Here is a 20195-nt window from a genome sequence, read left to right as displayed (position 1 = left end):
ATGTAGTTATTATATATGTAGTCATTTATATTTCAAAACGCTAATTATTAAAGTAAGGTGATGAATGGGCCTTTAATTCATCACCTTACTCTTATTTATCTATTTTATCGTATCCGATTACCGTCCAAATTCCAGAGGCATCCTGGTTAACAAGTCTTTTTAAATAAACGAATTTGATGATAGTATCGGTATCATTAACTTCTACCACAGCCGTATCCTTTGTACTGTGCAAAAGCTTTATATTTCCTTCTTCTATCGGATATTCCCCTTCAATCCCCTTAGGCGATAGCTGTAAACTCACAAATACTTGTGTGGTTAATACGGGATCGATTCTCCACGGTGAGTGGCCTTCATCTACACTTTTTTGGGCAGTCTCTTCTTTCTTTAAATCATATGGTACCTCTACTTGTGGATTGATATCGTATTCTTTTGCTTGAACAGGGAAGATGATGTTGTTATATACATCAACACTTTCAAGCTCAACTATCAACTGAGTCGATTCGAGAAATGCAGGAATGGCATTTTCTTCTATAATGTCCACAGTAAAAACCTCCGTCTTTAAATAGGTATGTTAAGACATTACCGTTATTATTTACAAAAGATAATATTTTACACTAAAAAGGAATAATAAATTTTAGATGTCAAAAACTCTTTTAAGGTTAGTGGCGGCAATTTATTTTTCTAGTGATTAGATATTTGTTAAGTATGTTATCAATTAGCCGATTTATTCTTCTATATTCAAATTTTCAGGAGTAGATTTGTTAGTAATTTGTGGGAAAGTAAATGGGAAACTCCATATTATATATGTCTTAATGGAAGCTTATTTTAAAAAGTAGATATTTTTAAAATTCAATTCCTCATGTAAACATTCCTCCAAATGGACATTTAACCCAGAATAGTTATCAAATTAAACATACCTTACTTTTAGGTTTGAAAAGGGAGAGTGAATTTGAAGAATGTTTTATCATGTGAAGGAATTACAATATCATGCAAAGCCTGATAGACCAGATCCAGTCTTTGCAAGAATGCTTCAAGAGGTTTTAGGTGGACAATGGGGAGAAATCTCTGTTGCTTTACAATACTTATTCCAAGGCTGGAATGTAAGAGGAAATGAAAAGTACCGTGATTTATTACTTGATACGGGTACAGAAGAGCTTGCACATATTGAAATGCTTGCTACGATGATTGCTCGTTTACTTGAGGATGCGCCGCTTCCAACTTTAGAGGCAGCTGCAAAGGATCCAATCATCAATGCAATTCTTGGAGGAATGAATCCTCAGCATATTATTGTTTCAGGTCTTGGCGCAATGCCAGCTGATAGTAATGGGAATAGATGGACAGCAGATTATATTGTAGCAAGTGGAAATTTACTTGCGGATTTTCGTATGAATTTAACTGCAGAATCCCAAGGACGCCTTCAAGTAGCAAGACTTTATGAAATGACAGATGATCGAGGCGTAAAGGATATGCTTGCGTGGTTACTAGCACGTGATACAATGCATCAAAATCAATGGTTAGCTGCTATTAAGGAGCTGGAGGAAAAAGAAAATATCATTGTTCCAAGTACATTCCCTAGAGAATTAGAGCATCGTGAAGTATCTCATGTGTTATTTAATACATCAGCAGGCAATGCAAGTGCTAAAGGACGTTGGGCTCATGGTCCGAGCCTTGATGGTGAAGGGGAATTCAAGTATGTTGAAAATCCCGAGCCTTATGCTAGAAAGCCAAAATTAAAACCAGCCCCACCGAGCCTTCATAATACACCACCGGAAGATCCAAAGCCGAAGTCAAAACGTAAATAGTAATAAAAGAAGCTCTATTAAAAATGAGCTTCTTTTTATTGCAGAAAAATCGACGTAATTTCCCAGGAAATCTGTTTCTTTTTATAAAATCGACTTAAACCAATACTCTCTTTACGTAATCACCATTTATATGTGAAATTGTGCTCTTATTATGCCTTTGGAATCGTGTCTACCCAACTCATATAATTCACCTATAGAGAAATAATAAAACAAGATTATTGAATTTGGCTATTTAGTGCTTTCTTTGGGCAGCTTTTTATGTCATGTTAATAAATAAAGAACTTTGATAGAATGAAATGACGATTAAGTAATAGGGGGAAATTTTGTGGCAATGCTTGTCCTTTTCTTCATAGTATTCATAGGGATACTGTTCGCGGTAAGTATTTATGTATATGATAATAGTCAGTTTAGCAAAATCACTGGCCATTCATTTATATCTGTACAGACGAATAAAGAAGTTAGATTTCTATATAAATTAGCTAAAAACTTGAAAAAAGTAGATGGAGATAATCAGCTATTATTCAATATTGACCTTCCACAGAGTGAGTGGAAAATCGATTGTATTTTTCTTCATGAGTCTGGCATTTATGTCATCAATGCTAAATATTCTAGCGGGTGGATTTATGGGGATGACCAGGATATTAAATGGGCACAGGCACTAGAAAACGGTAAAATGAATAAATTTCCTAATCCAATTATTGAGAATAAACTAAAGATACAAGAAGTAAAAAAGGCAATTCCAGAAGTAAGAGAAGACCTATATCAATCATTGGTTGTCTTTAATAATGATTGCTCCTTTAAAAAAATTGAGCTGCATTCTGAGGATGTAGATGTACTGAAAATAGATGAACTAAAAGCCTTTTTTGAAAACCGAATAGACTCTGCTTTAACAAAGAATGAGATTATCTCAATCCACTCAAAGATAGAGCCTTATATGGTTAAAAAGCAGCCTAAAGAAAAAGCGGCATTAAAGGACGAAACCTTAAGCTAAACGAAAAAGGGATTATCTCTATAAGGGATAGTCTTTTTTTATTGATTTTCTCATGGAATGACTAAATAAGGTAAAACCTGATGATTTTAATTCCATGGATACCTCCTTTTTTGAACAAAAAATTTACCTGCATAAAAATGTGAATGTTCTATTAATATGGAAATCTACCATGTACAATATAGAAAAAGTATTTAAGGGTGGGGGAAATGCGGAAATTCCATTATAGCTGGGTCATTCTGGCTGTTACGTTTATAGCGATTATTGTAGCTGGTATTATCAGGTCATCCTCGGGGATATTTCTAGATCCTTTTGAGTCGGAGTTTGGCTGGGGAAGACCTACGATTTCCTTTGCATTTGCGGTTTGCCTATTTTTATATGGCTTCTCGGGACCGTTTATGGCAGCATTTGTTGAGGTGTTTGGATTAAAGCGAATGATGCTTTTTTCTATGGTCATTCTTTCAGTTGGTCTTGGTTTAACGTTTGTAATGACAACTGAATGGCAATTGATATTAATCTGGGGAATTATGTTGGGAATCGGTTCAGGATTATTCTTAACGGTTTTAAGCACTCAGGTAGCGAATCGCTGGTTTGTAAAAAGACGTGGGCTAGCTGTAGGTATTTTAACTGCTGCAACGGCTACAGGACAGTTAATATTGCTTCCGGTATTAGCAAACTTTGTGGAAAATTATTCGTGGCGTTCTGCTATTTTATTAATATTTGTGTTAAGTGTTTTAATGTTACTTGTCATAGGGATCTTTATGAAAAGCTGGCCAAGGGATATCGGACTTGCCCCATATGGACAAGAGGCAATGCAGGTGGAAGAGGCACAGACATCTCAAACTCGCAACCCCTTTAAAATGGCCATTTCTTCATTATTAGAAGGAATAAGAGTAAAAGAGTTTTGGCTTCTAGCAGGTAGCTTCTTTATATGTGGCCTTTCGACTAGTGGGTTAATCGGAACCCATTTTATATCCTATTGTATCAGCTTTGGTATTCCGTTAGTTACTGCCGCTGCCATGTTATCCTTTATGGGTGTGTTTGACCTAATCGGAACAACGATTTCAGGCTGGTTATCAGACCGTTATGATAATCGATGGTTATTATTTTGGTATTACACATTACGTGGCATATCACTTCTCTTTTTACCCTTTGCACTAGCTGAAGGTTCATACACCTGGCTTGTTATTTTTTCAATCTTTTATGGGTTAGATTGGATTGCGACTGTCCCACCGACAATTGGCTTAACAAGGCAGAAATTTGGAATTGAAAAAAGTGCGATGATGTATGGATGGATTACGGCAAGTCATCAGGTTGGAGCAGGAGTGGCAGCTTATACGGGAGGTATAGTATTTAATGTCTTCGGTTCGTATATGTGGGCTTTCCTATTAGCTGGTGGTTTTTGTTTGTTAGCAAGTCTATTTGTTATTTTACTTAAAAAACATAATCCAAAAGAACTTGTTTAGTTTTTCAATCTCTGTGAATAGATGATATGATACTTACAGCAAACAAAAAGGAGTATGAGTGTGGGAAAGGTATCAAAAAGAGTTGCAAGTATTTTATATATGAAAGAACATGAAACACTTTTTTCCTGTCCTCTATGTAAAGAAAGTATGCATGTTACAGAAGATGGTCACGTAACATGTGGCAATCGTCATTCATTTGATATTGCAAAACAAGGCTATGTGAATTTCATGATTAAACCTGCTACATCGATGTATAGTAAAAGTTTATTTGAATCACGTCAGGAAATAATTAATAGTGGTCTATATAATCCACTGCAACAAACAATAGCAAAGCATATTGGAAGCGAAGTACGAACGATATTAGATACAGGCTGTGGAGAGGGTTCTCATCTAGAGAGAATTGGCAATCTATTAACACAGGACATTGTAGCTGTAGGAATTGATATCTCAAAAGAAGGGATCCAGTCAGCTGCGAAATTTTATGAGCAAAAAATCTGGTGTGTAGGAGATTTAGCGAATAGTCCCTACAAGAAGCAATCGATTGACTGTATCCTAAATATCTTGTCGCCTGCTAATTACGAGGAGTTTAGCAGGCTGTTAAAGCCAAAAGGTAAGGTTATTAAAGTGGTGCCTCAATCTGATTATTTGAAGGAAATTCGTAAACAAGCCTTTGCTAATTCCGAAAAAGAGAGTTATTCAAATGAACAGACAGTACAGCGGTTTAAAGAGCATTTTACGAATGTGTTGCAGGAACGTATTACATACACAATGCCACTTGAGCCAATGCTAGTACCAAAGCTTCTTGAAATGACGCCTCTTGGCTGGCATTTAGAAGAAGGCATTTCGTTAACTGAAATTACGATTGATTTGGACGTATTAGTAGGCGAGCTATCAAAAGTATAAATCAAGAAAAAACAAATAGTATATAAAGGTAGGAATGTAACGGTGTTATATGATTTTGCTGCAAGATTAGTTAAGGTATTTTTAACTTTAAATGGTTCAAAGGCGAAGATATATGGGAAAGAACATTTACCAAAAGAGGGCGGCTATATTATTGCTTGTACTCATAATGGATATGTGGATATTTTGAATTTAGGCGTTTCTTTATTGCCTCGTCATATTCATTTTATGGCGAAAAAGCAGCTGTTTGATATGAAGCTGCTTGGTCCACTAGTTTCTAATTTAAATGCATTTCCTGTAGACAGAGAAAATCCAGGACCTAGTGTTATCAAAATTCCGAGACAGCTGATTAAAGAAGGAAAAGTTGTCGGGATATTCCCTAGTGGAACGCGTTCAACGGAAAACACAGAGTTAAAGCAAGGTGCGATTACGATTGCTCAGCTATCAAAGGGACAAATTGTTCCGGCCGCTTACGTAGGCCCTAGAAATGTTGGCGAAGTAATGAAACGACAAAAAGGCTATTTAATTTATGGTGAGCCCTTCACAGTTGGGGCTGGAAAAGAAGCTCGTGAAGAAGCAACACAGCATCTGGAGAAGGAATTACTTCGTTTAACAGAAGAGTTGAAAGCAAAAACTAAATAAAGAAACTAACACTTTCCTTTGGGAGAGTGTTTTTTTTTAGGGAATTTTTCCGGTAGCAATTGATGTAAGGGGTGGCTTGGTTAACTGATTGAGGACTCTTTCGCCTTAAATGTACTGTGCTACTAAAAAACAGGGTAATACTAAAGTAAATGATACATTTTTTGGAGGAGAGCTATGGAGACAAAAGGCAGAAGAAAAAGCAGTAATGTAGAGGATCGTCGAGGGATGAGCAAGGGTGCTATAGGTGGCGGAATTGGAGGTGTAGGGATTATTATCGCTATTATCTTCACGCTATTTAATGGAGGAGACGCTGGGGATGTATTAAATCAAATAAATCCAGGACAAATTCAAAGTGGAAGCAATACAGAATATGTGCCGACTGCTGAGGAAGAAGAGCTGGCGGAATTTGTTTCTGTTGTGCTAGCTGATACGGAGGATGTTTGGCAGCAGTTATTTCAGGAGCAAGGCTTAACCTATGAAAACCCGAGCCTTGTATTGTTTACAGATAGCGTCCAATCTGGTTGTGGTGTTGCTGGTGCAGCGGTTGGTCCCTTTTACTGTCCAGCTGACCACAAACTATATATCGATTTAAGCTTTTACCAGGAGCTTAAGAACCGCTTTGGTGCGCCAGGAGATTTTGCAATGGCTTATGTAGTAGCCCATGAAGTAGGTCACCATGTACAAACATTATTAGGTACCTCCCAGCAGGTGCATGCTTTAAATGAGAAGGTCAGTCAGGAAGAGTACAATGCACAAACTGTAAGACTAGAGCTGCAAGCAGATTACTATGCAGGTGTATGGGCAAATCATGTACAGGATGCCGGTTATTTAGAGGCTGGTGATGTTAATGAGGCACTGACTGCAGCAAATGCAATCGGGGACGATACTCTTCAAATGGAAGCTCAAGGTTATATAGTACCAGAAAGCTTTACCCATGGTACGAGTGAGCAACGAGTAAGATGGTTTAAAAAAGGATTTGATAGTGGCACAATTGAGGGAGGAGATACGTTCAATGCAAGGGAGTTATAGTTCTTCCTTAAAACTTTATTTCACTACGAGCCATCTTTCACCTTTTTCTTTAATAATAGAATAGTGTATAATATTACAGTCGCATTTACTTTATAGGGTTTGCTTTTAAACCTTCATTTATATTTAACAATAACGGAAAAGAGAGTGAAATTAATGGGTCGTAAATGGAATAACATTAAAGATAAGAAAGCCGAAAAAGACAAAAATACTAGTCGTATTTACGCTAAATTCGGTACTGAAATTTATGTAGCAGCTAAAAAAGGCGAACCAGATCCAGAGTCAAACTCAGCATTAAAGTTTGTTCTAGAACGTGCTAAAACTTACAACGTACCAAAGCATATTATCGACAAAGCAATCGATAAAGCAAAAGGTGCCGGTGGAGAAGACTTTGACGAATTACGTTATGAAGGCTTTGGTGTAGGCGGAACAATGGTTATCGTTGACGCTTTAACAAACAATGTAAACCGCACTGCTTCAGACGTTCGTGCTGCTTTTGGTAAAAACGGAGGAAACATGGGTGTATCAGGATCTGTTACGTATATGTTCGACTCAACTGCTGTGTTTGGTATCGAAGGAAAAACTGCTGATGAAGTATTGGAAATCCTTCTAGAGGCTGATCTTGATGCACGTGATGTTTTTGAAGAAGAAGACAATGTTATCGTTTACGCTGAACCAGATCAATTCCATGCAACACAAGAAGCATTCAAAGCTGCAGGAATCACAGTGTTTACAGTTGCCGAGCTAACAATGCTACCTCAAACAGAAGTAGCGTTATCTGGAGATGATGCAGCTAAATTCGAAAAAATGATCGACGCTTTAGAGGATTTAGAGGACGTTCAGCGCGTGTATCATAATGCTGACTTAGGCGAGTAATAATACGAAATAATATGTAATAACCCAGTAGTTTTCAATTGCTACTGGGTTTTTCTTATTAATCTTGAATGGTACAAAAGTTCTAAAACGGATAAACTCCTCTTGATTATATTAATGAAAAATAAGAAAAAAGACATTTAAAAATTCAAAAGATGTCATTTTTTGTCGATATATAAGATTAGAAGTTTATAAAGGAGTGAATAGATGATGAAGAAGGAAAAAAAGCTATCAAGGCAAATACTTTCCATCATTGTGATTATATTTATTTTCCTATTAGGAATGTATGTTTTTACAATGAACTACAACTCCAAGGAATCTGTTAAGGCAACTATTGGAGACCGAACGATTGAAATTGCAGAGAACATGCTCAATTTCATAGATGAAGAACAATATCAAGAGCTTGCAGATAACCCTGTGGAAAGCGAGTTGTATTGGGAGCTAAGAGAGCAGCTAAATGAACTGCGTGAAATAAACGGCGTGCTATATGCTTATACATATGCAGTGCCAAAAGAAGGCGAAGAGGTTACGTTTTTAGTAGATGGTATGCCGGCAAATGATACTGAAAATGCGGCTGCCATAGGGGATACATCTGTTTCTACAACCTATGAGCATCTTCAAAAGGTTATTAAAAACGGTTCCTTCTATTCGGATTTACTAAGCAGTGACTATGGAGAATACATTTCTGGAACAATTCCTATGAAGGATGCAAGTGGAGAGGTAGTTGCATTTTTAGGAGTAGATATCGATGCTTCTTATGTTGATGAAGTAAGCTCTGCCGTTGCAATGGATATTGTACCGAAAGTAAGTATCATTTTCTTACTTATTGTTTTAGTTGGCTTGTTCATAACATATCGCTATGTAAATAAATCCTTAAAACCATTAAATGTACTAAAGGACGCTTCTGAGCAGCTTGCTGAAGGTGATTTGAAAGGTGTAAACGATACACTTTCATCATTAAATTTAAAGAGTAATAATGAAATAGCTATCTTCTCAAAAACATTCTCAAATGCGCTGAATAGCTTGTCAAATTCGTTATTAAACATTCATACGAAATCTAAAAACCTGGAACAAGCAGTAGCAGATATAGATTTGACGGCTACAGAGGTGGCAAATTCTAATAATATCATTGCTTCAAGTATTATAGAAATTGCCTCAAGTAGTGACCAACAGGAGGCAAGTAATAACGAAGTTACCCTGGCTATGAATGAAATGTCGGTAGGAATTCAACGCTTAGCGGATTCAACATCAGATATGGCTGAAGCTTCAACTGATATGACAAATTTAGTTGAGACAAGTGTTGACCATGCAAAACGTGTAGTCTCCCAAATTCAAAATGTAGAGACATCTGTGTTACATACAGAAGGGTATGTACGCGAAATGAGTGATAAATTCAAGTCTATCAAAGACATGGTATCTGTCATTACAAGTATTGCAGATCAAACTAATCTTTTAGCTTTAAATGCTGCGATTGAAGCTGCACGTGCAGGAGAAGCAGGTAAAGGCTTCGCTGTAGTAGCTGATGAAGTGCGAAAGCTTGCAGAAATGTCTAGAAACTCTGCAGACGAAATTCAAACATATCTTGAAAACTTCTTATTAATTAGTGAAAAAGCTTTAGTAGAGATGGATAACAGCACAGAAGAAGTAAAAGCTGGTAATCAATCCGTTATAGAAATCGGAGAAAAGTTAAGTCAAATCTTAACGGTAGTGGTTGATGTGAATGCTAAAATTCAGGATGATTCTGCAGTAATTGAAGAAATGTCTGCAAGCTCTGAAGAAATTCTAGCTTCAACTGAGGAAATGCAAAAATTAGTTATCAACACTACAAGCCAAACGAAAGAAGTGGCAGGCTCTTCAGATGTTCAAGTAGAGATGGTCCATAAATTAGAGGATGTTGTTCAGCTACTTGATACAACTTCTAAAGAAATGATTGAAGAAATTAGTAAGTTTAAATTTTGAAATTAGAAGCACATTCACCGAGATTGGTGGATGTGCTTTTTTTGATAGAGTGTGACAATGAAAGCTAGTGGTGGTTTGCAAGAAGCGATACCCAGGACAACAAAGAGTTTAAATGCATAATTTACCCCAAAATCTTAAACTCTAAACTATTAAATTACAAAACAATTATCAGAATAGTTGCTCTTTTGGTAAAAATCGTTAATAATAGAATGGTAAACTTCGAATTGCTAAATATGGAGAGGTGTGTAAGAAAAATGGTAACTTTTAAAGATTATGAATATAATAGACCAAACTTAGACGAAGTAAAGGATAAAGTTAGAGCATTAATTGAACAATTTAAAAATGCAGATTCTGTTGAAGCACAAAGTGAAGTAATCGAGAAAATCAATAATTATCGCAACGACTATTCAACACAAGCAAATCTTGTATATATTCGAGCTTCAATCGATACAAATGACGAGTTTTATCAGAAGGAACGAGATGTTTTAGATGAAATCGATCCACAATTTGAGGAGCTTCTTTTTGAATACTATACTGAGCTAGTTAAAACACCTCATAGAAGTCAGTTAGAAGAAAAATGGGGAACACAATTATTTGCTTTAGCTGAGAACCAAATTAAAGCATTCTCTCCTGAAATCATCGAGTTAATGCAGCAGGAAAATAAGCTGGTTTCTGAATATAGCAAGCTTGTAGCGTCTGCACAAATTGAGTTTGATGGCAAAACATTAACTCTTGCTCAGTTAACTCCATATGGAGAGTCAACTGATCGCAATGTACGTAAAGAGGCTATGGAAGCTCGCTTTAACTTCTTTAGTGAACATGGTGCAAAGTTTGACGACATTTACGATCAGCTTGTAAAACTTCGCCATAAAATTGCAACAACATTAGGCTACAAGAATTATGTTGAATTAGGCTACGTTAATATGAACCGTATTGACTATAATGCAGAAATGGTTGCAAACTTTAGAGACCAAGTGCAAAAGCTAATTGTGCCACTTGCAACGAAACTATATGAACGCCAAGCAAAACGTATTGGTGTGAGTGACTTTAAATATTATGATGAGGGGTTAAACTTCTTAACTGGCAATGCTAAGCCACAAGGTAGCCCGGAGTGGATCGTAGCGAACGGTAAAAAAATGTATGAAGAGCTTTCACCTGAAACAGGAGAGTTTTTCAACTATATGATTGACCGTGAACTAATGGATTTAGAAGCGAAGAAAGGGAAAGAAAGTGGTGGCTATTGCACATTCATCGATAATTATGATTCACCATTTATCTTCTCTAACTTTAATGGTACTTCTGGTGATATTGACGTACTGACACATGAAGCAGGACATGCATTCCAGGTGTACTCTAGCCGCAATATCGGAATTCCTGAATATCTGTGGCCGACATATGAGTCAGCTGAAATTCACTCTATGAGTATGGAATTCTTCACATGGCCATGGATGGAATTATTCTTTAAAGAAGAAACAGAGAAATACAAATTCTCTCACTTAGCTAGTGGATTATTATTCTTACCTTATGGGGTTGCAGTAGATGAGTTCCAGCATGTAGTTTATGAACATCCTGAAATGACACCTGCAGAGCGTAAGCAAGCGTGGAAAGAAATCGAAAACAAATACTTGCCACATCGTGATTACGATGGCTACGAATATTTAGAGGCGGGCGGCTTCTGGCAACGCCAAGCACATATTTATGCAAGTCCATTCTATTACATCGATTATACACTTGCTCAAGTTTGTGCATTCCAATTCTGGAAGCGTTCAAGAGAAGACTTTGATTCTGCATGGAAGGACTATCTTCACCTTTGTGAATTAGGTGGTTCTATGCCATTTACTAAGTTAGCTAAAGAAGCTGGTTTAATTTCACCATTTGATGATGGCTGTGTAGAATCAGTAATTGGAGCTATTGAAGAATATTTAAACTCTGTAGATGATTCAAGCTTATAATATGAAAAACTCTCGGGATATTCCGAGAGTTTTTTTATGTGATAGGATATAATAAAAAATAGAATGAATTCTCTAAATTAGAAAAATATAGATAAGCAGCTCTATATACATAGAAGAAAATTAAAATTAGTCTATCATGGATGAATAGGAAATAATTATCAATGCAACAATATGGAAAGAGGTGATGTTTGGTGACAAAAAAAGTCTGGTTCCAAGTAGGAATTGGTATGATTATTGCGCTATTAATAATTAAATATATAGTTGAAATTCATTGGATATTTAATCCGCTTTATATTATTATCAAAACGATTTTTATCCCCTTATTATTAGGTGGAGTTCTATATTATATTTCTGAGCCATTACAGAGACTAATGGAAAAGAAGGGTGCTCCTAGATGGGCAAGTATGTTAACGATAGTCTTATTGTTGGCGGGAATTGTTACAGGGATTTTGCTGATGATAGGTAATCCAATCTCCCAACAGGTTAATAATTTAGTGAAGAATGCACCAACTATAGAAGACAATATTATGGATGCTGCAAATTTTGTATTCGATAATAAAGAAAATCTTCCACCACAGGTTGAAGAATTTGTAGATTCTGTTTCAAGCTCGATTCAAAATATAATGATGACGGGTAGTAAATACATTGTAAGCATAGTCAGTGGAACAGTAACAGCGACCTTTACATTGATTCTAGTCCCATTTTTCTTTATATACATGCTGAAGGACCATGAAAAATTTGCACCCAATATTTATAATATCTTTACAGGAGAAAAGCGTACTTGGGTAAAAGAAACATTAGCTGATATTGATAATGTTCTAAGAAATTATGTACAGGGCCAGGTGCTTATCAGTCTTATCCTTGCGACGATGATGTATTTGGGGTACATGATAATTGAATTGGAATATGCATTATTACTAGCGCTGTTTGCTTTCTTTATGAACATGATTCCATTTATAGGGCCGTGGATTTCTTTAGCTCCTGCACTTGTCATTGCGATTATCCAGGACCCAATATTGGTAGTATGGGTAGCTGTTATTACACTCGTTGCCCAACAGATAGAAAGTAACTTAATCACACCAAATATTATGGGGAAATCCTTAGATGTCCATCCATTAACGGTAATTACAATTGTATTGGCGGCAGGAAACATCGGAGGCTTTTTATTCATCATCATTGCAATCCCGACCTATGCTGTTATTAAAGCCATTGTAATTAATATATATGAAGAACGAAAAAAGATTAAAGAGGCTGCAAACAAAACAGTTTAATAAGAATGAAACGAATTGCAGTATACCTATTAAGGTGTACTGTATTTCATTTTAGTGTATTGTAGAACTAGTAAAGTAAAGATCGTCACTATTAGAAGCATAAAGGAGTTCATTATATACATGTTAACATTTGAACAAAAACAAGCAATTATCGAATCATTCCCAGAGCTAACAAAAAAAGAAATATCCATGAAGAGAGTAAACTATCATTTTGAAGAAAGTTTATATGAAAAAACAATTGTAGTTGAAAAGTTACATCCTAATGGAAATGGTTTTGTATATATAGGGGATTTATTAAAATACGAAAAAGTGGCAAATGACAAAGGATTAGTCAATATAAGAGACTTTAGTGAGGCGGAATTGCGTGAAATCATTCGTGACGCAATTGATTTTTTATCGGAAGACCGAGATATACCAGTTGTCGAGAAATGGACATCCCGTGAAGGGGTTACATTAGAGCTAAGACATCATCAAAGGGACTGGAATATTTATTTCCAAGAAAATTTAGAAGAGACTTTTGGTGCTCGCGAAGAAGCGGTAGCATATTTACTAGAAGAAGGATTTAAGCTGAAAAAATAAAGGAGTAGCTTTATGAATGGAAAAAAGGTAGCAATATACTTTGTGGGATTCATTATCTTGGTTTGTGTATTAATTGTCGTAGCAATGCAAATATTCTTTAAGACATATGAGCCTAAAACGAATAATGAGGAAGACTCAGTTTCAATTAAGATCCCTGAAAGTGAAGGGACTCAACATTTAGATATAGCATAAATAATAAAAACCAAACGAAAATTAATTCGTTTGGTTTTTTACTTAAAAGAACAGATTTAAAACTAAGAAAATAATTCCCGCCATTACAGCTGAAATTGGCATAGTAATTAACCAAGTTAGAACGATTTTACGTGCAACGCCCCATTTAACGCCTTTAACACGCTGTGCAGAACCTACACCCATAATTGCTGAAGAAATTACATGAGTTGTGGAAACTGGTAAATGGATAACTGTCGCCCCGAAAATAATGGAAGCTGATGCTAAGTCAGCTGCCACACCATTTACTGGACGAATCTTCATAATTTTACCACCGACAGTTTTGATGATTTTATAACCACCGATTGAAGTTCCAAGCCCCATTGCGATAGCACAGGCAACTCGTACCCAATCTTGAACCTCATCTGTTGTTTGTAAACCGGCTGCAATCAATGCCATAGTAATAATCCCCATTGCTTTTTGAGCATCATTTGTACCATGGGTAAAGGATTGGATTGCCGCAGTAACAATTTGCACTGAACGGAAGCCTTTGTTCGTTCGGTAAAGATTTAGATTTTTAAACAGTACTTTGAATATCGACATAAATAAAAATCCGATGGCTAAGGCTAAAAATGGTGAAGCGATTAACCCGATTAAGATATTCGTAAATCCACCATAATTTAAAATGCTAAACCCAGCTGCAGCAATAGCAGCACCAGCAATTGAGCCGATTAATGTATGAGAAGAACTTGATGGAATACCGAAGTACCATGTAAGTAAGTTCCAAGTAATAGCAGACAGTAACGCCGCTAAAATAACGATAGTTCCAGTTGTATCATCGGCAGTAGCATTTAATGCGAATGGGTCAACAATATCCTTGGCGATTGCCTTAGCTACACCAACAAAAGTAATTGCCCCAATAAAATTCATAACAGCAGCTAATAATACAGCAACGCGTGGTGGCAATGCACGAGTAGAAACAGAAGTAGCAATTGCATTTGCTGTATCATGGAAACCGTTAATAAAGTCGAATGCTAAAGCAAAGATTACGACTAATATTGTTAGTATTAATATAGTATCCATTTATAAATTCTCCTGATCTTACGCGTTACGCATAATAATTGTTTCTAATGTGTTTGCAACATCTTGACATGAGTCTGCAATTTCTTCAAGCTGGTCGTAGATATCACGCATTTTAATTAAACGAATAGGATCCTTTTCATTTAAGAATAATTGCTTTGTTGATGAACGAGAAATTTCATCGCATTCACGCTCATAATCCTTGATAAGGATAATATGCTTACGCATTGCAATTAAATCCTTCTTGTTTAAAAGGTCAGTAGCCGCAACAATTTCATCTGCACTTCTTGAAATGTATTCAAAGAATTTTCTCATTGAATCATCAATTTCAGTGAATGAGAACATTTCAAAGTGTGCTACACAATGCTCTGCTCCATCTAAAACGTCATCCATTTTATTAGCTAATGCTAAAATGTCTTCACGCTCAATAGGAGTCATGAACGATTTATTTAACATGACGATTAACTCATGAATTAAATGGTCACCATCAGTTTCATATTTTTTCATTTTAACGCTTAGCTCTTTTAAATCAGCAACTGATTCAATTTTGAAGTCTCTAGCGTAATGTACAGCTTCTCTCATATTTTCTGCGATCTTGTGTAAAGATAAGAAAAATGGATCTGGTTTTCTTGAACTAAACATGGAATTGCCCCCTGATATACGTGTGATTAAAAAAGTTAAATTAAACCTAAATCATCATAACAAACTATTTGCAAAATCAGTACAAAAATTTAACGCGAAGTCTATAAAATTTACATTGCCGTAATATTACCTAGTGTTCAATTGTATTATTTGTAAAATAAAGGAAAATGAAAGGAGGTAAGTATATTTTGAATAAGAAACTTCTTATTTAATATACTTACCCATTTATTTTATTTTATGAAGGATTATTTCTTTAAATAATCTTTCAGCTCATTTTCTAAAAAAGGCTTTGCAGATAAGAACTGTGTAAAGGCATGATATCTTTCTAGTTGAGCAGTAGATGGCTTTTTACCAGTAAAATATGCACGAATTAAAATGTTCTTGGGTGTATGCTCAATATCGATAAATTCTAAAATTTGAGTAGAATAGCCAACAAGTGTTAGCAGCTCGGCTCTTATGGAGTCAGTAGCTAAAGAAGCAAATCGTTCTTTTATTAAGCCATGCTGAGTCATAATTTCCAAGGCTGGCGACTCCAGCTGACGATTCAGCTCATGCTGACAACAAGGCACACTTAGAATAACTTTTGCTCCCCATTTAACTGCACGTGCTAAGGCCATATCAGTTGCAACATCACAGGCATGCAAAGTCACGACCATATCTACTGAATTCTCATCATTATAATCATTGATATCTCCAACTAAAAATTCAAGTTGCTCATAATTTAAGTCCTGAGCAATCTGGTTACATTCCTCGATAACTTCCTTTTTCAAATCTAGCCCAGTAACTCGGATATCTAATCCCTTTTCAATCTTCAAATAGTGGTAAAGTGCAAAGGTTAAATAAGATTTACCTGAACCAAAATCGAGTATTCTTATTTGTCGATTTTTTGGTAAATGCTCTAACGAGTCATGGATGAATTCAACAAACCGATTGATTTGTCGGAACTTATCGTACTTTTGCTTTTTAACTTTTCCCTCTTCTGTTTGCACACCCAGGCGAATCAAAAATGGGTAAGGAGTAGATTCGTCTAAAAGATATTGCTTTTTTCGATTGTGAGAGAAATTGATTTCTTTAGCCTCGTTTAGCTTTTCGGTTTTCCATAAAACCTTATTTTTTTTGGATAATTGAATATGGATATTTTGATTTTTAAATTGTGCATGTATTTGACGGAATTGTGGTAATAATATATCGAAGGAATCCGAGAAATGCTCGAGTATAACATTTTCGTGCTTTAAGATTCGCTCATATTGATATTCAATTTGAATATGATACACACCCTTAAGCTCGAGAGGCTTCAGTTTTACACGCTTCAAATCATTTGACTTTTGTCGTGGTTGACTAATTGTGGCGTTTATAAGTTCCTTACTATTTATAAGATTTAAAAATTCTGTTTTCATTTGATCGAAATCCATAGGTATCAGCCTTTTCTAATAAATTGTTGGCATTAGTTTAACATAGCTGCGTTTGTAAGTGTTAAATTCTCACTTCAGTGATTGCTTCATTATTAGGAGCGAAATGACGATGGGGGATTGAAATATTATTTTTTTCTAAATTATTAAATACTTTAAAACGGAAATATGTTAAATTAGATTCAACGAAATAGAGTTATTTCTTAATAATAACTTTAATTTACTTCATTAACAGACTCTATTAAAAAAATACATAATTATAAATTAGGGGGATTAGGGATGTCAGATCAAGCGTTTCAATTGTTGGCAATTGTGATTTACTTGCTTGCTATGATTATTATTGGATGGTTTGCGTATAGAAGAACGAAAAGTTTAAACGATTATATGTTAGGTGGACGAGATTTAGGTCCAGCTGTCACTGCGTTAAGTGCAGGGGCTGCGGATATGTCCGGCTGGTTACTCATGGGGTTACCGGGGGCAATTTATGCAACGGGTTTAGTTGAGGCATGGATTGCAATCGGCTTAACAGTGGGTGCTTGGTTAAACTGGTATTTTGTTGCACCACGTTTACGTGTGTACACACAAATTTCGAAGGACTCTATTACAATACCGAGTTTTTTAGATAATCGCCTACGTGATAATACAAAGTTAATCCGTATTGCAGCGGGTATTGTTATATTAGTTTTCTTCACTTTCTATGTATCATCAGGGATGGTATCTGGAGGGAAGTTCTTCCAAAGCTCATTTGGATTTGACTATCACACAGGATTGATTCTTGTAAGTGTTGTTACGGTTGGTTATACATTATTTGGCGGCTTCTTAGCCGTTAGTTATACTGACTTTTTACAGGGTCTAATCATGTTTTTAGCTTTAATATTAGTACCGATTGTCGGGATCTTCTTTACAGGTGGTATTGGTGAAACAGTTGATACTATTACAGCGATGAAACCGGAACACTTTAATTTATTTGCTTCAACTGCAACTGTTGCAGGTGTTATTTCATCTGTTGCTTGGGGGCTTGGTTATTTTGGACAACCCCATATTATCGTTCGATTTATGGCTATTAAATCTGTAAAAGAGACAAAGCAAGCTCGTCGTATTGGTATTGGTTGGATGATTTTAAGCTTAATAGGTGCAACATTAACGGCACTTATCGGGTATGCTTATTTCCAGCAAAACGGTCTAACACTGGATGATCCTGAAACAGTATTTATCGTAATGGGTCAAATCTTGTTCCACCCATTCATTGCAGGGATTATGCTTGCTGCTATCCTAGCTGCGATTATGAGTACGATTTCTTCTCAGCTAATCGTAACTTCTTCAGCATTAATCGAGGATATGTACAGAGCATTATTTAAAAAAGAAGCATCAGATAAGCATTATGTTACTGCAGGGCGAATTGCTGTTCTTATTGTTGCAATTGTCGCAGCTATATTAGGATGGAATCCAGAGAACTCTATTTTAGACTTGGTAGGGTTTGCGTGGGCTGGTTTTGGTGCTGCCTTTGGACCAACGATTTTACTTGCTTTATATTGGAAGAAGCTTACGAATATAGGGGCATTAGTAGGGATGGTTGCCGGAGCTGTAGTAGCCTTTGTATGGGGACAAAGCGAGACACTATCAGGAATGCTTTATGAAATCGTACCTGGCTTCATTATAAACTTAATCTTAACAGTCATCATTAGTTTATTGACTTATAAACATAACGCTGAAATTGAAAAAGAATTTGATGATACGTTAGAGCTATTGAAATCAGACAAAGAAAAGTAAAAATTGTGTCTCAAAAGTTGAATGATGACTTTTGAGGCATTTTTTATAGTGAAGTGTTGAATGACTTGATTTAGGGAAGAAGCGTAATTGAAATGGATTTTAAGCATATACTATATGATACGATAGATTGAAATCTATAATGGATATATTACATCCAAAGAAAAAGAAGGATATTGAACGCTTATTACTATAGATAAGCTGTGTTTTCAAACGGGGAGGTATATTAGTGACAAATTTGCAAGAAGTGGAAACAATCATTGAAAGAGCAATTTTAGTAGGTGTCAATTTACAAAACGATCGCAATTTTGCCTATTCAATGGAAGAATTAGAAAGCTTAGCAGAAGCACTAGAGGTTGAAGTAATCGGAAATGTCATTCAAAATTTAGAAAGGGTAAATCCTTCTCACTATGTAGGAACAGGTAAAATCATCGAAATTAAAAATTTTGTTGATGAGTCTGAAGCAAACCTTGTTATTTTTAATGATGAACTATCACCTTCTCAAATTCGCAACCTAGAGCGTGATTTAGAATGTAAGGTAATTGATCGTACGATGCTGATCCTTGATATTTTTGATCGACGGGCAAATACGAGAGAGGCGCAAATGCAGGTAGAGTTAGCTCAGCTGCAATATATGTTGCCTCGACTAGTTGGGCTACATGCTTCACTATCACGTCAAGGTGGTGGTACAGGTGGAGGATTTAGAAACCGTGGTGCTGGGGAAACAAAATTAGAATTAGATAGACGAAAAATTGAAGACCAAATCGCCAAATTGCGTAAGGATCTTGAGGTTGTAAAAAATATTAGGGAAACGCAAAGAAAGCAACGACGTAAAAATGAGGTGCCAGTTGTATCCCTTGTTGGTTATACAAACGCTGGGAAATCCACAATCATGAATCGTCTTCTTAAGAAAATCGGACAAGAGGACAATAAACAGGTATTTGAAAAGGATATGCTGTTTGCGACACTTGATACATCTGTTCGTAATATCGAATTACCTGATAAAAAGACTTTTTTACTAACAGATACTGTTGGATTTGTAAGTAAGCTTCCTCACCATCTAGTTAAAGCCTTCCGTTCCACTTTAGAAGAAGCGAGAGATGCTGACCTTTTATTACATGTGGTGGATGTATCAAATGAACAACATCCATTTATGATGGATGTTACGAACAAAACATTAAGTGAGGTTGATGTTGAGGGAGTTCCTACCATTTATGTTTATAACAAATCTGATTTAGCAAATGTGAAGTACCCATTAGTGAGTGGAGATAATATTTGGATTTCAGCACAAGAAGATGAAGGATTAGATGAACTAATCGAATTGATTCGTCAGCATGTCTTTTCAGACTATGTGGAGTGTGAAATGCTCATTCCATTCGATCGAGGGGATGTTGTATCGTACCTGAATTCAAATGCGCAAGTAAAGGATACAGAATATGAAGAGCTAGGGACAAAGCTTCTAGTGGAACTGAAAGATGTTGATTTGAAAAAATATGAGCAATATGTAATAAAATAAGCAGAGTGGGTAACGATGAATATATCGTTACCTTTTTTGATTTTCTAAAAGCTTGAGGGATTATTGGTGATAGGTATTTGAAACTATATTGATATACCAAACAAAAGCGCGAATTAATTAAAAAATAATGAAAATAGAGAAGAAATTGAAATTTC

Annotated in this window: 18 protein-coding genes; 14 read left to right on the top strand and 4 right to left on the bottom strand. The window is 35.9% G+C overall.

Annotated features, from left to right (window positions below; all coding sequences use genetic code 11):
• Nucleotides 1-91 precede the first annotated feature (91 nt).
• Nucleotides 92-541: a hypothetical protein gene (locus BJ095_RS08110; RefSeq protein ID WP_107934735.1), complete on the bottom strand. Its 450-nt coding sequence runs from the start codon at nt 539-541 to the stop codon at nt 92-94.
• A 415-nt stretch (nt 542-956) separates the two neighbouring features.
• Between BJ095_RS08110 and BJ095_RS08105 the strand changes: the two genes are divergently transcribed.
• The 12 genes from BJ095_RS08105 (at nt 957) to BJ095_RS08050 (ending at nt 13650) form a co-directional block, all read left to right on the top strand.
• Nucleotides 957-1802, top strand: a complete 846-nt coding sequence (locus tag BJ095_RS08105) for a manganese catalase family protein (RefSeq protein WP_107934736.1) — start codon at nt 957-959, stop codon at nt 1800-1802.
• Nucleotides 1803-2133: 331 nt separating this feature from the next.
• Entirely contained in the window at nt 2134-2793 is a 660-nt protein-coding gene (locus BJ095_RS08100; RefSeq protein ID WP_235867617.1) for a nuclease-related domain-containing protein, read from the top strand.
• Nucleotides 2794-2999: 206 nt separating this feature from the next.
• A complete protein-coding gene (locus BJ095_RS08095; protein ID WP_107934738.1) occupies nt 3000-4256 on the top strand; it encodes an MFS transporter in 1257 nt (418 codons plus the stop codon).
• Between the two features lie 60 nt (nt 4257-4316).
• Nucleotides 4317-5159: a putative RNA methyltransferase gene (locus BJ095_RS08090; RefSeq protein WP_107934739.1), complete on the top strand. Its 843-nt coding sequence runs from the start codon at nt 4317-4319 to the stop codon at nt 5157-5159.
• Nucleotides 5160-5201: 42 nt separating this feature from the next.
• Nucleotides 5202-5798, top strand: a complete 597-nt coding sequence (locus tag BJ095_RS08085; RefSeq protein WP_107934740.1) for a lysophospholipid acyltransferase family protein — start codon at nt 5202-5204, stop codon at nt 5796-5798.
• 174 nt (nt 5799-5972) lie between these two features.
• Nucleotides 5973-6827, top strand: a complete 855-nt coding sequence (ypfJ, locus tag BJ095_RS08080; RefSeq protein ID WP_107934741.1) for a KPN_02809 family neutral zinc metallopeptidase — start codon at nt 5973-5975, stop codon at nt 6825-6827.
• 153 nt (nt 6828-6980) lie between these two features.
• Entirely contained in the window at nt 6981-7700 is a 720-nt protein-coding gene (locus BJ095_RS08075) for a YebC/PmpR family DNA-binding transcriptional regulator (RefSeq protein ID WP_107934742.1), read from the top strand.
• 207 nt (nt 7701-7907) lie between these two features.
• Nucleotides 7908-9656, top strand: a complete 1749-nt coding sequence (locus BJ095_RS08070; protein WP_107934795.1) for a methyl-accepting chemotaxis protein — start codon at nt 7908-7910, stop codon at nt 9654-9656.
• 254 nt (nt 9657-9910) lie between these two features.
• Nucleotides 9911-11608: a M3 family oligoendopeptidase gene (locus BJ095_RS08065; protein ID WP_107934743.1), complete on the top strand. Its 1698-nt coding sequence runs from the start codon at nt 9911-9913 to the stop codon at nt 11606-11608.
• Nucleotides 11609-11799: 191 nt separating this feature from the next.
• A complete protein-coding gene (locus BJ095_RS08060; RefSeq protein WP_107934744.1) occupies nt 11800-12879 on the top strand; it encodes an AI-2E family transporter in 1080 nt (359 codons plus the stop codon).
• Between the two features lie 120 nt (nt 12880-12999).
• Nucleotides 13000-13458 (top strand): hypothetical protein, encoded by a 459-nt coding sequence (locus tag BJ095_RS08055; protein ID WP_107934745.1) that lies wholly within the window; start codon nt 13000-13002, stop codon nt 13456-13458.
• Between the two features lie 12 nt (nt 13459-13470).
• Nucleotides 13471-13650, top strand: coding sequence for a hypothetical protein (locus BJ095_RS08050; protein ID WP_107934746.1), 180 nt, complete (start codon nt 13471-13473; stop codon nt 13648-13650).
• A 42-nt stretch (nt 13651-13692) separates the two neighbouring features.
• Here the strand turns inward: BJ095_RS08050 and BJ095_RS08045 are convergent, their stop codons facing one another.
• From BJ095_RS08045 to BJ095_RS08035, 3 genes are all read right to left on the bottom strand, one after another.
• Nucleotides 13693-14709, bottom strand: coding sequence for an inorganic phosphate transporter (locus tag BJ095_RS08045; protein ID WP_107934747.1), 1017 nt, complete (start codon nt 14707-14709; stop codon nt 13693-13695).
• Between the two features lie 18 nt (nt 14710-14727).
• A complete protein-coding gene (locus tag BJ095_RS08040) occupies nt 14728-15348 on the bottom strand; it encodes a DUF47 domain-containing protein (RefSeq protein ID WP_107934748.1) in 621 nt (206 codons plus the stop codon).
• Nucleotides 15349-15593: 245 nt separating this feature from the next.
• Nucleotides 15594-16760 (bottom strand): class I SAM-dependent methyltransferase, encoded by a 1167-nt coding sequence (locus tag BJ095_RS08035; protein WP_107934749.1) that lies wholly within the window; start codon nt 16758-16760, stop codon nt 15594-15596.
• A 276-nt stretch (nt 16761-17036) separates the two neighbouring features.
• Between BJ095_RS08035 and putP the strand changes: the two genes are divergently transcribed.
• Together putP and hflX are read left to right on the top strand one after the other, a co-directional pair.
• Complete coding sequence (putP, locus tag BJ095_RS08030; RefSeq protein ID WP_107934750.1) at nt 17037-18527, top strand: sodium/proline symporter PutP; 1491 nt, start codon at nt 17037-17039, stop codon at nt 18525-18527.
• Nucleotides 18528-18753: 226 nt separating this feature from the next.
• The gene (hflX, locus tag BJ095_RS08025; RefSeq protein ID WP_181417999.1) at nt 18754-20040 is read left to right on the top strand and encodes a GTPase HflX; all 1287 of its coding nucleotides are present in this window, start codon (nt 18754-18756) and stop codon (nt 20038-20040) included.
• The last annotated feature ends 155 nt before the right edge of the window (nt 20041-20195 follow it).

The organism is Ureibacillus chungkukjangi, from assembly GCF_003217295.1.
Classification (GTDB): Bacteria; Bacillota; Bacilli; order Bacillales_A; family Planococcaceae; genus Ureibacillus; species Ureibacillus chungkukjangi.
Note: the sequence above shows the minus strand (reverse complement) of the source record. Positions and strands in the feature narration are given on the sequence as shown.

Bases quoted from the DNA above. Each gene is read 5' to 3' on its own strand.
- BJ095_RS08105 (WP_107934736.1), top strand. From the start codon at position 957: ATGTTTTATCATGTGAAGGAATTACAATATCATGCAAAGCCTGATAGA.
- BJ095_RS08100 (WP_235867617.1), top strand. From the start codon at position 2,134: ATGCTTGTCCTTTTCTTCATAGTATTCATAGGGATACTGTTCGCGGTA.
- BJ095_RS08095 (WP_107934738.1), top strand. From the start codon at position 3,000: ATGCGGAAATTCCATTATAGCTGGGTCATTCTGGCTGTTACGTTTATA.
- ypfJ (WP_107934741.1), top strand. From the start codon at position 5,973: ATGGAGACAAAAGGCAGAAGAAAAAGCAGTAATGTAGAGGATCGTCGA.
- BJ095_RS08075 (WP_107934742.1), top strand. From the start codon at position 6,981: ATGGGTCGTAAATGGAATAACATTAAAGATAAGAAAGCCGAAAAAGAC.
- BJ095_RS08070 (WP_107934795.1), top strand. From the start codon at position 7,908: ATGAAGAAGGAAAAAAAGCTATCAAGGCAAATACTTTCCATCATTGTG.
- BJ095_RS08065 (WP_107934743.1), top strand. From the start codon at position 9,911: ATGGTAACTTTTAAAGATTATGAATATAATAGACCAAACTTAGACGAA.
- BJ095_RS08055 (WP_107934745.1), top strand. From the start codon at position 13,000: ATGTTAACATTTGAACAAAAACAAGCAATTATCGAATCATTCCCAGAG.
- BJ095_RS08050 (WP_107934746.1), top strand. From the start codon at position 13,471: ATGAATGGAAAAAAGGTAGCAATATACTTTGTGGGATTCATTATCTTG.
- BJ095_RS08045 (WP_107934747.1), bottom strand. From the start codon at position 14,709: ATGGATACTATATTAATACTAACAATATTAGTCGTAATCTTTGCTTTA.
- BJ095_RS08040 (WP_107934748.1), bottom strand. From the start codon at position 15,348: ATGTTTAGTTCAAGAAAACCAGATCCATTTTTCTTATCTTTACACAAG.
- BJ095_RS08035 (WP_107934749.1), bottom strand. From the start codon at position 16,760: ATGGATTTCGATCAAATGAAAACAGAATTTTTAAATCTTATAAATAGT.
- putP (WP_107934750.1), top strand. From the start codon at position 17,037: ATGTCAGATCAAGCGTTTCAATTGTTGGCAATTGTGATTTACTTGCTT.